Genomic DNA, 13,566 nt, shown 5'->3' with positions numbered 1-13,566 from the left:
ATGATTTTGGCATTGATGACTAGGGTGTCTTCGATATTTGTTGTTTGATCAAGGAGCTCGTTGAATTTATCAAGCTGTTTTTCCTTGATTTCTAAATCTTTGTCCACATCTCTAAAGGAATTTTTGAGATTATTTGAATTTTTGGAAATATTTTTGGTTTTTCCAACTTCTTCAAGAGTCTTGTCGAATTTGTTGGCATTTTCTCTTGGGATTTTTATCACAAAATCACTGGACCTTAGCTCACTACTATTATCCGAGTTATATAAAAATGTAGACTCATTTTCAATTTGACCGGATATATTTTTTGCAGAATCTCTTATCATTTTTTGGTCTTTATCAAAATTTGTTGTTTCTAAATCCAAATAGACAATTCTTTCTATATAAGAATCTGAATTTTCTGCTATATTATTAGCATCTGGATCATCAATAGCAGTATCACTTGCCATTTCAGCTTCCCCTTTATATTCTTCTGTCGGTTTCATATTTTCTGCATAATCGGAAACTTCATTTGACTTATAATTGTTAGATCCGCAAGAAACAAGCGTAAAAAGGCTTATTAAAATTATTAAAACTTTCTTTTTCATAAGGCCCTCCTCTTTTCTTTTATTATATCATCATGGTAAAGTATTGTAAACAAATAAAAAGACTTAATTAAAAGTCTTTTTTTAGTTAACTAATCCATATAGAACTGAATCTATCGCCTTTTGTGGGATACCAATGTCTTCTACTACGCATTTTTTCTTGTAGGCTTCTCTTTCATAAAGGCCTGTTTTCATCAGTTGGAGAGTTACTATCAAGTCTGCATCTACTACTTCTCCAAGGGCATTGCCTGTTGAGGCATCAAGGCCTGATGGGAGATCGATTGAGACCTTGTATTTCATTACGTTATTTAAGATAGAAATAACTGTGGAAAAGATGCCTGTGACTGGTCTATTTAGTCCTGTGCCGAAGATGGCATCTATAATTAGGTTGACATTGGAAAGTCTTTTTTCCATGTTTTCTAAGTCTTCGATAGATTCTATAAAAAATATTTCTTCACAAAGCATCTGGCAAGACTCTAAATTTAGCCTAAATTCGTCACTTGCTTTGGCTATATCGCCGATTATAAATATTTCAACATCTTTGTATCTTGCTAAGAGGTTTCTAGCGAGTGCTAGGCCGTCTGCCCCGTTATTGCCTACTCCTGCTATAACAGCAAAATATCCAAATTTATTTAGGTTAATATTTTTTAGCACAGCAAGGCTAGCCCTTTCTACTAGGCAAAGGCTAGGTATCTTTAGAGTATCAATGGCGTACTTATCAATAGCCTGCATCTGGTTTCTGTCAACTAAAATCATAATCTGTCCCCTTTAATCTTAGATCTTCACCAAATATTTCATAGGTCTTAGAATTATTACCCAAAATTCTAGAAAATACTCTAGGACCATAGATTTCTCCTATCATATCTTCATCTAGGTTGGAAGATAAAATAATAGGCAAACCCTTGTTCATCCTCTCATTTACAACATCAAAGAGATTTGACTGGTCAGTTGATCTGTGAGTTTCTGCTCCTAGGTCATCTATTATTAGTAGGTCACAATCAAATATCATTTCGTACTGGCTTTCGAGGTTTTCTCTCCTATCTTCAAAGGCCCAGTGGTAGTCATTTAAAAATTTAAAAAGCTTGGTAGATGTCATATAGACAACCGAATAATTTCTGTCGAGAAGGTCTTTGGCTATGGCATTAATTAGGAAGGTCTTTCCCCTGCCGACTTGACCTTGGATATAGATATTGCCAGTTTGCCTGTCAAAATCATTTATATACTTCTTAATTTGACCAACAATTTTTACAATGTTTTCGTAAGGGCTTACATCAAAATTCATGTAAGGATTTTTTGAATATAGGTTGAAATTAAAGGTTGAAAAATTTTCCCTATTGATGGCAGACCTAAGTCCTGATTTTTCATAATTATCTTCGATGATTAGGTTTTGCCTACAAGAACAAGGTTTAGTGCCAATAAAACCAGTATCCTTGCATAGGTCGTGGTGGTATTTCAAATCCATATAGTCAGTCTCATAGCCATTTTCAGCGAGGAGTTTATTTTTTTCTGCCTTTAATTTTTGTATTTTCTCCTCTGCCTTACTTGTGTCCATCTTTTGGGAGGCAAGCTCTAGGCTTTTAAAACCAGTTTCTTTTATAAGGGTGTCAATAGCCTTGATTTGGGGAATTTTTTTGTAGATTTCCTTAATTCTCTCTTCCTGCAAGACCTTGTTTATCCTGCGTCTTTCGGCTAAGATTAGAGAGGCTTTTTCGTTGGCTTTCATATTAATTCTCCGTCTTGTTTAATCTTTGAAGTCTCTTGCGTCTGGCTTGTTCGGCTATGGACATGCCGTCAGCTGATTTAGTAGGGTCTGACTTTCTCCTGTAGGTCCTTACTCCATTTGCTTTTTTGAGTTTGTCTCTTTCTTCTTTCATTCTGAGGGCGTTTAGGCTATTTATCCCCATATCTCGCCAGGTCTTTAGGTAGCCCATGACATATTTAACATCAACATTGCCTGCTTCTTTGGCCTGCCTAAAAGCTTCTGTAACTAGCTCTGGTTCTAGGTCATATTCTCCTAGGGTCTCGTGGATTCTTGTGATATCTGCTGGAGTGAGTTTTCTTGCGATGATTCTTTCTACATTTTCAAACATGATAGACTTTCTTTGAGCCTTGTCAAAATTGATTTCATTAGAGGAAGTATTTTCGCTTTCTCCAAAATACATCTGTCTTAGGGAGACAATTTCTATATAGTTTGACCCATCAGACGCCTTTTTTTCCCTAAAGATACCCATATTTATCCAAAAATTTACTGCATCTAGAAATCTTTGGTCGTCAAAGTTTAGTTGGCGTTTAATCTTTTCTTCATCTACGCTATTATTGGTGTAAATTTCCTTATAGATTAATAGATAAACCTTGATAGCATCACCATCAGCCATTTGAAGATAGGTATTTAAAAACATATTTTCAAAAGGGGTTGTACCCATATCTAATTTTAATTCTTGCATTTCAAAGTTCATAATAATCTTCCTTAGTTAATTTCATATTAATTATTTTAGAATAGACGAGGCCATGTGATAACTCAAAATTTTCCTCATCTACATCTACATCTTGGTTTTCAAAGACCTCCCTAGTGTAGGAAGTGATTTTAAAACCGCATTTTTTGTATAGGTTCAGGGCTCTTTCATTGAAGGTGTTGACATCAAGGATGAGGGTCCTATAGCCCATTTCCACAAAAAACACCCTCATTATGGCTATCACAGCCTCATAGCCATAACCTTCTGATACATAGTTAGGGTCAAAGACTATACCTAGTTTTGCCCTTCTGAAGAGAGGATTAATATTTTTGAGTCCTATAAAGCCTATAAAGCGGTCATCAACTACCCTTCTTACTGCAAAATATTTTTTGTTTGGCATGGAAATAGTGCCCTGCCAAAGTTTTATTTCAAAATCTGTGAGGTTGCCATAATTATAGCCAAGAAGCTTGGGATCATCAAATATCGCCCATTTTTTTAGTTCAAAGGCGGCTTCGGTGTCTATCTTTGCCAAATATATCCTAGACATTTTCATCCCTTAGGGACAAGTCTGTGAAGGTTGTGCATTGTTTGTTGAAGAATAAATCTACAGTTCCAGTCGCCCCATTTCTGTGCTTGGCAAAGATGACCTTGGCTTGGTTTGGCTCAACTTCTTCGTCGTAATAGACTTCTCTGTATAAGAGCATAAACACGTCTGCGTCCTGCTCGATAGCGCCAGATTCTCTTAGGTCTGATAGGATTGGCCTGTGGTCGGCTCTCTTGTCAGCCTCTCTTGACAATTGGGCAAGGGAAAGAATCGGACAATTTAATTCCTTGGATAGAGATTTTAAGCCCCTAGAAATAGATGCAATTTCATTTTGCCTGTTTTCCTGCCTGCCATCTGCCTGCATGAGCTGAAGGTAGTCGATTACAACTAGGTCAAGTCCTCTTTCAGCCTTCAATCTTTTTAGCTTAGATTTCATTTCTGAAAGCCTGATACCCGGTGTTTCATCAACATAGAGGTCAGTTTTTACAATTTTTTTGGTTGCATCTATCAAAAGTGTCCAATCATCATCTCTAATTGACCCATTGATAATTGATTCAAGACTAACAAGACTTACCATTGATAAAAGTCTTTGGTTAAGCTGGTAGGTTGACATCTCAAGAGAGAAAAAAGCTACTGATTTACCAACTTTGGCTGCATTCCAAGCCATAGTTAGTCCTAGGGCAGTCTTACCCATAGCTGGCCTTGCTGCAAGTAGGATTAGCTGAGAATTTTGAAGTCCAGATAATTTATTATCTACTACATCAAGACCTGTTGCAACTCCAGTAATTTTCCCATCAGCTAGGGTCAGTTCATTTATCTGCTTTAGGGTCTCATCCATAGTGTCTGCTACCCTTACCAATCCCTGGTTGTGGCTGTCTTGTGATATTTCAAATATTCTATTTTCTGCGATAGCAAGGATATCGCTTACATCATCTGTTTGCTTATATGATGAATCGATTATATCCTCACTTGCCCCAATAAGACTCCTTAGTAGTGACTTTTCCTTAACTGTTTTACAATAAGTTTCGATATTTGGAGTATAAAATGAGGAGAGGGTAATCTCAGTGATAAACTCCTCCCCTCCAACTTCTTGTAATATATTTTCACTCGCTAGTTGACTTACAAGCGATACATAGTCAACTTTAATGTCTTTTTCAAACATCTGGACTATGGACTTATAAATCCTCTGTGTTCTCGAGTCGTAAAAGTCTACAGGTTTTATAATTTGATTTGCACTATCAAAAGTTTCATTTTTGGCTAGAATACAACCTATGATAGCCTGTTCTGATAAGAAGTCATAAGGTAGTGGCCTTATGCCATCTGTCATTATTCTACCTCAGCAACTACATTAACTTTAAGTTCTGCGTTTACTCCTTCATATAGTCTAGCATTTATAACGAATTCACCAAGTCCGTTGATTTTTTCAACTTCTTCGATTCTCTTTCTATCAAGTTCGATTCCTTTTTCTGCTAGAGCTTCTGCAATGTCCTTATTTGTTACAGAACCAAATAGTTTGCCATCTTCGCCTACTCTTACCTTTTGTTCTAGGCTAAGTGCTTCGATTTTAACTTTGAGAGCTTCTGCTGCTTTTCTGTTTTCAGCTTCTTCTTTCTTGAGTTCTTCTCTCATTTTTTCTAGCTCTTCCATATTTTCTTTTGTTGCTTTTACAGCAAGTCCTTGTGGGTCTAGGTAGTTTCTAAAATATCCTGGTTTTACATCTACAAGGTCTCCCTTAACTCCAACTCTTACAATATTATCTGTTAGTATTACTTTCATTTTCTTCTTCCTCTCTTAAATATTCAATAATAGCTTTTCTTAACATTTTATCAGCATTTTCCATGCTCATATCTAATTGGGTGGCTGCGGCTGTTAAGTGTCCGCCACCTCCAATGCGTTCTAGTATTAATTGTACCGATATATCGCCTAAGCTTCTACCTGAGATGTGAATTTTATTATTGGCCCTGGTTAGGACAAAGCTTGCTAAGACTCCCTTAATGTTTAATAGGTCGTCTGCTGCCTGGCTTGCAATCAAGGTTGATCCATCTATTTCCCTGTTGAAATGGGCTACAGCAATAAAGTCATTGACAATAAATGAATCTGCTATTACCTCTGATTTATATTTTACAATCTCGAAGTCATCCTTGAACATCCTCTTGATGTAGACCGAATCAGCTCCCCATCTTTTGAGAATTGAAGCTGCTTCAAAGGTTCTGACTCCTGTTTGGTAGACAAAGTTTTTGGTGTCAACTGTTATACCTGCCAATAGCGATTCTGCAACAGGAGTCCTTGCCTTAAAATTTTCGTCCAAATAGGATAAAATCTCTGTAACAAGTTCTGATGCAGATGATGCATATGGCTCAATATAAGAGATGGTTGCTTTTTTGATATAATCCTTCCCTCTCCTATGGTGGTCGATAATAAAAATATTATCGGTTTTATCAAGAAGGGCTGGACCTTCGGTAGAATTTTTCCTGTGGTTATCTGTGACGATTACCAAAGATGATTGGTTTATTCTTTTGAGAGCCTCTTCTTCGGTAAGGATATTATCCTTTAATTCTTCTAATTCTTCGGTGACTCTGGCGTACATATTTTCGATTGGTTTGGTCACTTCATTTAGGATAATATAAGCAACTTTTCCCATTGACCTTGCACCTTCATAGACACCAAGGGCCGAGCCAAAAGAGTCCATGTCGGGGTTGTTGTGGCCCATGATAAATATTTCCGGGCTTGTTTGCATCATTCTCTTTAGGGCTTGGGAAATGACCCTAGACCTAACCTTGGAGGTTTTTTCTATGGCCTTAGTCTTGCCACCAAAGTATTCGTAATTATCTTCTAGTTTGATTACAGTTTGGTCTCCTCCACGAGAAAGGGCAATATTAATAGCATCTCTGGAATCAGAATAGATTTCAGAAGGCTTAGCTCCCGCAAGTCCCACTCCTATTGACAAGGTAGGTGGAAGGGTATTTCCCTCATTAATATCCCTAACCTTATCCAGGATAGAAAACTTATCATCGTGGATATTTCTATAGTCTTGGTATTCGCTTAGGATCATAAACCTGTCGTTTTCGTATTTTCTAATCAAGCAATTATAAGTTTTAAAATACTCGTTTATAACCCTATCAATTTCCCCAAGAACTCTTGGTCTAGCCTCAGACCTGGCTGAATTTCTTATATCTTCGTAATTGTCTATAAAGACAGAATAAAATACAAGCCTCTTATCTTTAAAAAGTTTTTTTATTGACTCATCGTAGGTATTGTCTATTCCATATAAAAATGTCTGACCCTTGCTGCGGTCATCCTCAAAAATAGTCGAATAATAAAACTGAATTACCTTATCAGCTATAGTGACATTTTTGGATGTCCTTATCTCTTCGTTATCAAACTCAATTACAGAAAAATCTGGAATTAGATTATCAATTTCTTCGCCTATTAGAGTCCTAGATGGGAACAAATCCTTAAAAAATGAGTTATGCCACATTATCTTCCTATCATTTTCTACAATAGCTATAGGAAAAGGCATTTCAAAAACTACATTTTTTGTAATAGAATCAAAAGAATAGGATACCTCATCTACATATTTTTGAAGTTCCTTGGCCTTGGTTGTATTTATGTTTTTCAAAAATAAATATAATATTATTGAAACAAAAAATCCCAATGCACCTAAGGTTGGATTGTAGAAAAAAAGTACTAGGCTTGCAAGTAAGGGAAAAGCCATTATCAAAACAATATTAGCTGGGCTAATAAATTTGTCGTTATTCTTCATTTTTCCTCCTTGCTCTAAAATCTATAAATATGTCTAAAATCCCGAAGAGAACCAAAGGGATAAGTAAAACCTGGATTAAAATGAGCATAAAAAACCACTGAAAAGCCCTGCTTAGGGGTAGCTTCGAGTTTTTTAGCATATAATCAAAAAGACTTGCCCCATTTATGGCAAAAAACATCAGGCTTAGTAGTGTCAAATTAGCCAAGATATATATATCCTTAATTGCGAAAAATTTCCCCACAAAAAATATTATAAGGTCAACTACAAAAAGAATAACCAAGTCCTTGGGATTCATCCTTAGCTCATCAAGATTATCTATATCTGAATATCTTTCATCCTTAAAAGATAAGTAATTTCTAATAATCTTAACAGATAAGATAGCATAAAACATTGCTACCCATCCTATTACTGCTGGATATAAGCTGGTTGTTAGCCTATAAATATCAAGGTCTAGGGTGTAAGGATAGACTTCTTCAAAATTTTCCTTTAATTTTATAGCAAGTTTATCTAAGTTAAGACCCTCTATGTCGATTTGATACTTGTATAAAAAAATAAATATCAGACTGGTTATTATAAAGACCGTTATTATCTCTGCTCTCGCAGAAAACCTAAGGCTAATCAAAATTATTAAGCTTAGGCTAATCATTAGTAGAGGGATAAGATTCATGGTCAAAAGATCCCTATCTACAAAGCTTAGTCCTAATAGGTAGGTGCCAAAAGCCGCAAATATAAAGCTTAAAATCCCTTCGTTAAAGTAAAAAATAGCGAACAATATTGGGATAATACCAATATATATCAAACTTTGACTTGAAAAATATAAGCAAAGTAGACTTAGGGCTATGACAAAAATAGGCTCCATAATCCTGTTTATTGTTTTGGTTAAAGTCATAAAATCTCCATATAAAAATTGAATAATTTTTATCTATACTATTTTACTTTAAAAAGGAATTTAAACAATATTTATAAAGTGCAGGTGGCCTTAGTCTCTGAAACTGTGAGTCTTGTTATCAAGCAGCTTCCTAGATTCAAAAAGCTTTATGGATGCCCTTGATATATAGTAGGCTATAAAATATAAACCAATAGAAACTACCAAGACCACGAAGGCATTTCCCATAATAAAGGTGGAGTTTTCTATAAACAAACTAATTATTATATAGGATACCCAAATTGAATAGAAGCTGTGGAAGGCTAGGGTCTTGGTTATTGACTTGTAATCAGTATAAGACCTAATAAGAACAAAAGTCGTTAGGTCGGTTAGGATACCAGTTAGACCCACAGCTAGGCCGCCAAATAAGGATAGCCTTAATAAAATCAGAGCCAAAAGGCCCATGATTATAGATATAGTTCCAATTTTCTTTGTCTTTAGGACTGCTGCTGTTAGAACAAAGGTAAAAAGTGGCGTAGTAAATATAACCCTTGAGCCTGGGATTGGAAAGAACCTGCTTAAAGTGTATAAGACCTTGCCAAATACATACATCAAGGCTATGGCAAGGGCCATAAAACTTATGTCTTTTATCCTAAATTTCTTCATTATATCCTCTTAGGCATAAGAGTGAAGGGATGGAAGAAGGGTGTTTACACCTATGTAGGTGAAGACTACACAAATAAAACCTAGGATGGCAAAGATTGCTGCTCTATTTCCTTCCCAACCCCTTGATCTTCTGAGATGAAGGTATATCGAATAGATTATCCAGGTTATGAAAGACCAAGTTTCCTTTGGATCCCAGGCCCAATACCTGCCCCAAGCTGATTCTGCCCATATAGCACCGGTAATCATTACAAGGGATAGGAAAATAAAACCAAAGGCTATAATCCTGTAAGCTATTAGGTCTAGCTGGTCTTTATCTGCCATTGATTTTGAGATAAAAGAATCACTGTTAAACTTATCTCTCATTAAATACATTGCCGATATACCTGCAGCTACCGCAAAGGCACCGTAGGATAAAATCGCTAGGGAAACATGAACTGCTAGCCACTTAGAATCAAGGGCTGGCATAAGAGGTCTTACAGTCCTATCACGCATGGCAGCATAGCCTATGATTAAAAATAGGATTGGGGTGACAAAGGTGCCCATGGCAAGAAGTTTGTATTTTCTTTCGAAAATCAAATAACAAAGGGCAATTCCCCACGCAAAGGCTGTGGCAAATTCGTATTGGTTTGAAAGTGGAATTCTCCCTGCATTTACCCACCTAACTCCAAGGGCTAGGGTATGGGCGACAAAGGCAATGATTAAAACATTTTTGCCCCTAAGTCCCCATTTTTCGGTCTTATTTACAAAAAGTGCTATGAATAGCAGCATGGATATTAAATATCCAAAAAGGCTTATATAAAATAAAATATTTTCTACTCTTAATAAGTTCATTATAATTTAATCTCTCCAATTATTTTTTCGTATTTTTTGCTGTGAAGCTTGTCGTGCTTGGCCTGCTTAATGAAAAGGTAGGCGAAGCCATCGTCTTTAACTAGAATTAGGTCCCTTGGATTGATGTAAAAGGCTAAGAATAGACCAATCATCAATAGACCCGCCCCAAAAAGAGCTATAGGTGTAGCAGGATCTCTCGCAACTTGAACTAGGGTAAACATCTGTGGGTCTCTGATTACAAAGCTGTAGCATTCCCACGTGATAGGATCTCCTGGGTGGTTAAGACCCATATCCACCCTCATCCCATCATAAAATAAGGCATAAAGAGTAACTGGGTGGTTTAAAAATGGTGACTTAGTCCTTGGCTTCATCATTGACTTTTCATCAAAATCTGGATAAAAATCTACAAATTGGAGGGCGATTTTCTTATTATCAGCTACAAAGAAATCTCCCTTATACATAATTTTATCTTCTACTAGCTTTTTATCCTTAAATAGAAGAGCATCAAAGGCCCAACCTGTTGAGTTTTGATAGACGTTAAAGTCCTTGAACCTAAAAGGCTTATTTACCATAGCAAGACCCTTGTCGACTTCCTTTCCGTCTTTATCTAGGATAGATAGGCTGGTGATATACTGCTCAACTGTATAATCTTTTCTGAACATGACATCATATTGGTCGACCTTAATCTTGTAATCAGAGTTTTCTAGCTCCATTATTGTACCTGGCACACCGCGGGCAAACTCTTCAAAGCCACGGTACCTACCATAGGCAAAGGCAAGAATTATAATAATAAGTGACAGGTGGGTAAGCCAAGAGCCCATGTATCCAATCTTGCCATCAAAGGCATAGTAAACTTCCTTGCCATCAATTTCTGTTTTTTTATAAGTCCTAACATTAAACTTTTTAAAAATCTCAAGGTTTTCGTCTTTTACCTTAGGCCATGATTCATAATTTTTAAGCTTAGGCCCTAGGTCTGGATCCTTAAAGGATTTGTTAAAAATTATCTTGAAGCGGTTTACGCTACACAAAAATAAATTTATCAACAATAATACTGTAATTAAAATATACCACCAGGCTGAATATACCTTATCAAAGTCACAGGCGAGGATAATTTTCGCCCAAAAATCACCGTAAGAGTGCTGGTAAAAATCTGCTGGGTTGCCCTGGGGGATGACAGTTCCTATTATCGATAAAAGCGCAATTACAACTAGGAGTATAATCCCAGTTTTCATTGAATAAAAACTTTTAAATACTTTTTTAATCTGATTTTTCATAATTTTCCTTAAAAGCAAAAGGACTCCTTGGGAGTCCTTTTTAGCTTTTTTTATTCATACTTCTTTAAGATTTCTAGGCCTTGTTTTACTAATTTTTCGGCTTCATCTAGGTTTTGATGGGCTTTCTTTGAATTATGGAAGCCTTCCCCATTTTCTACCCAAACAAAATCCCATTTGAATTGAGCATATCTGTGAATTTTTTGAAGCTCTGCCTTATCTTCGTTAGATAAGTCACCAGCCTTAACGTGTTTAGCTAAAAGGTCTATAAATGCTTTGAGTTCATCACTTACTTCATTTGTCCTGTCAGAGACACCTTGTTGAACTTCTTCAACCCAAGCAATCATCTCATCTTCACTCTTTCCTGCGTGACAAGATAAGCAAGCATTCTTGATGCCATCTTTTGATTTAAGTGGACTTGTCCAGTGGTGAGACCTAAATTTCTCGCCCTTTTCATTTTCTACAAGTGGCATATGGCAGTCTATACAAGAAAGTCCTGCAGAATCATGAACTGAACCCATCATGGTTTCAAACTCTGGGTGTTGGGCCTTTAGGAGCTTAGCACCTGTTTGTGGATGTTCCCAATCTGCAAAGTCAATTTCATCGTAATATTTTAACATATCGTCAGTTTCAAAACCGTACTTGTATGGTAAAACTACTTCCTTGGTTTCTGGATCTAGGTAGTATTCAACGTGACATTGGGCACAAGCAAGACTGTCTACCTTGGCATTATTAGAATTTACATTGCCTTCGTCAATTTGTTTTTTGAAGTGGTCTCTTGTTACTTGGATTTTGCCAGGATCATCCAAATGGCAGTCAGCGCATGAAATTGTCTGCATTTTTGGATGGTCTTTAACAAACTGGTCAAAGTCAATACTGTTTACGTCTATTCCGTCTTTTTCAAGGGCAGCTACAAAGTCCATTGTCTTACAAGCTAGGCAGGATGCACCTGGCTTTGGCCTTTTTGTATTAAGAGCATCTTCTAGGGCATAAACGTGACCTCTCGCCCTGTCGTATTGTTTGGCAAAGCAGTAACCTTCGTAGTAGGTTCTTAGGTTTGGATGGGATTCTAGATAGTCAACTTGGACTGACCCACCAAATTTAGTTTCGCTCATATCTTCATTTGCTTTATATGTCGCATAAACGTCTGGATATGTATCTTTGTAATCTTCTGCAGTCTTAAATTCCATATTTTTCCCGCAGGAGCTAAGAGATATGGCCATGATAAATGCTGATAAGGTCGTTATTATCTTCTTATTCATTATTCCCTCCTTTATTCTTAAAATAAAAATACGTAAACTAACCACATATTATACTTATTTATACTTCTATTATAGCATTTAAGTTTTATATTATCAAGCAAAGCTTTTCCTTTTGATTCATCCTATATCAATAAAACTTTAAAATGGTATAATATATCTAGCAAATTTACGAGGATATTATGACTAATAAGGATATAAATACTTTCGATTTGTCAATCATATCAGACCCTCATGTCTTGGATGAATCTTTGATTGCCAATACTGAAAGTTTAAAAAAAGAATTAAAAGTTGAAAGAAAACTTGTTGTAGAAAGTGAATCGCTTTTTAAAAGGGCCCTAGACCTTGTTGATGAAGCGGGTAGCAATTATTTGATAATTTCTGGAGATATAAGCAAGGAAGGCGAATATATTAGCCACAAAAAATCTGCTAGCCTCCTAAGAGCTTGGCAGGCAAAGGATCCTAACAGGAAAATTTTTATCATACCTGGCAACCACGACATAAATTCAAAAAAAGCCTACGATTATAAAAATGATACTAAAACAAATCCTACCAGTCCCAAAGACTTTTACGAGCTTTACGAATTTATCTATAAAGATTCTTCAGTCCTTGAATTTTATAAGGATTCAGATATTTTCAAAACCTATCTTGATAAGGTAAACAAAGAATACCAAAGGGATGAAAAATTTTCCTATTATGCAAATGGATATTTTTCTTATGTAGCTAGGGTAAAAAAAGAATATAAGTATGACAATGGACTTACTATAATCATGATTGATTCATCCATCTATGCCGCAGATATGGAGCAAGGCCACAGGGATGGGGTTAATAATGTAATAGGCTCTGTTTCTACAGAACAATTAAGGTGGATAGCGGATAAGATTGATGAAGCCAAGGCAAGAGGTGATATGGTAATAGGAGTTTCCCACCATGCTTTTATCCCAAATTTTAGAAACCAAGAGCTAGTTTTTTCACCTTTTATAATCAAGGAATATAAGACTAAGATTAAGGATTCTGACTATAGACTTAATAATAAAACTCCAATAGAAGTTCTAGCTGATAATGGGGTTAAATTTATCTTTACAGGCCACCTTCACGAAAACGGCACTGCCAAATTTATCTCAGAAGAGGGAAATGAAATTTATGACATACAAACAGGGTCAACCATTACCTACCCTCTTCCAATCAGACATTTAAAAATAGAAAACAAGTCTGGAACCATAAGCGGTTTTGAAATTGAAATCAAGACCGAACTTATAAATGAGTTTACCTACACAGATGAAAATAAAAATACCATCCACATAGAAGATGCATCCTTACACACCTTAGAAAA

General features: G+C 36.1%; 14 protein-coding genes. 1 reads left to right on the top strand and 13 read right to left on the bottom strand.

Annotated features, from left to right (window positions below; translation table 11 throughout):
* The 13 genes from RQ893_RS05280 to RQ893_RS05220 all read right to left on the bottom strand — a co-directional run.
* Positions 1-584 (bottom strand): DUF4349 domain-containing protein (locus RQ893_RS05280; RefSeq protein WP_311482005.1); only part of this gene is annotated, 584 nt, incomplete at its 3' end.
* Between the two features lie 81 nt (positions 585-665).
* Entirely contained in the window at positions 666-1,337 is a 672-nt protein-coding gene (locus RQ893_RS05275; RefSeq protein ID WP_311482004.1) for an NAD(P)H-hydrate epimerase, read from the bottom strand.
* The gene (locus RQ893_RS05270; RefSeq protein WP_311482003.1) at positions 1,324-2,304 is read right to left on the bottom strand and encodes an ATP-binding protein; all 981 of its coding nucleotides are present in this window, start codon (positions 2,302-2,304) and stop codon (positions 1,324-1,326) included. Before RQ893_RS05270 ends, RQ893_RS05275 begins: the two co-directional genes overlap by 14 nt.
* Before the next feature lies 1 nt (position 2,305).
* Entirely contained in the window at positions 2,306-3,037 is a 732-nt protein-coding gene (locus RQ893_RS05265; protein WP_311482002.1) for a DnaD domain protein, read from the bottom strand.
* The gene (locus RQ893_RS05260; RefSeq protein WP_311482001.1) at positions 3,027-3,566 is read right to left on the bottom strand and encodes a GNAT family N-acetyltransferase; all 540 of its coding nucleotides are present in this window, start codon (positions 3,564-3,566) and stop codon (positions 3,027-3,029) included. The genes RQ893_RS05265 and RQ893_RS05260 overlap by 11 nt, the downstream gene beginning before the upstream one ends.
* A gap of 7 nt (positions 3,567-3,573) precedes the next feature.
* The gene (dnaB, locus tag RQ893_RS05255) at positions 3,574-4,905 is read right to left on the bottom strand and encodes a replicative DNA helicase (RefSeq protein ID WP_311482000.1); all 1,332 of its coding nucleotides are present in this window, start codon (positions 4,903-4,905) and stop codon (positions 3,574-3,576) included.
* Entirely contained in the window at positions 4,905-5,354 is a 450-nt protein-coding gene (gene rplI / locus RQ893_RS05250) for a 50S ribosomal protein L9 (RefSeq protein ID WP_311481999.1), read from the bottom strand. Before rplI ends, dnaB begins: the two co-directional genes overlap by 1 nt.
* Positions 5,332-7,341: a DHH family phosphoesterase gene (locus RQ893_RS05245; RefSeq protein ID WP_311481998.1), complete on the bottom strand. Its 2,010-nt coding sequence runs from the start codon at positions 7,339-7,341 to the stop codon at positions 5,332-5,334. The genes rplI and RQ893_RS05245 overlap by 23 nt, the downstream gene beginning before the upstream one ends.
* The gene (locus RQ893_RS05240) at positions 7,331-8,230 is read right to left on the bottom strand and encodes a hypothetical protein (protein WP_311481997.1); all 900 of its coding nucleotides are present in this window, start codon (positions 8,228-8,230) and stop codon (positions 7,331-7,333) included. Before RQ893_RS05240 ends, RQ893_RS05245 begins: the two co-directional genes overlap by 11 nt.
* 90 nt (positions 8,231-8,320) lie before the next feature.
* On the bottom strand, positions 8,321-8,872 hold the full coding sequence (locus RQ893_RS05235) for a hypothetical protein (protein WP_311481996.1): 552 nt from the start codon (positions 8,870-8,872) through the stop codon (positions 8,321-8,323).
* Between the two features lie 9 nt (positions 8,873-8,881).
* On the bottom strand, positions 8,882-9,703 hold the full coding sequence (gene ccsB / locus RQ893_RS05230) for a c-type cytochrome biogenesis protein CcsB (protein ID WP_311481995.1): 822 nt from the start codon (positions 9,701-9,703) through the stop codon (positions 8,882-8,884).
* Entirely contained in the window at positions 9,703-10,977 is a 1,275-nt protein-coding gene (locus RQ893_RS05225) for a cytochrome c biogenesis protein ResB (RefSeq protein WP_311481994.1), read from the bottom strand. Before RQ893_RS05225 ends, ccsB begins: the two co-directional genes overlap by 1 nt.
* Positions 10,978-11,027: 50 nt before the next feature.
* Complete coding sequence (locus tag RQ893_RS05220; RefSeq protein ID WP_311481993.1) at positions 11,028-12,236, bottom strand: ammonia-forming cytochrome c nitrite reductase subunit c552; 1,209 nt, start codon at positions 12,234-12,236, stop codon at positions 11,028-11,030.
* Positions 12,237-12,415: 179 nt separating this feature from the next.
* On the opposite strand from RQ893_RS05220, the gene RQ893_RS05215 reads away from it, so the two are divergent.
* Positions 12,416-13,566, top strand: a 1,151-nt coding sequence (locus RQ893_RS05215; protein ID WP_311481992.1) for a metallophosphoesterase, incomplete at its 3' end; no start/stop codon positions are given.

This window comes from uncultured Anaerococcus sp. (genome assembly GCF_963510915.1).
Classification (GTDB): domain Bacteria; phylum Bacillota; class Clostridia; order Tissierellales; family Peptoniphilaceae; genus Anaerococcus.
The sequence above is the reverse complement of the archived record's forward strand: the minus strand, read 5'-3'. Positions and strand labels throughout refer to the sequence as shown.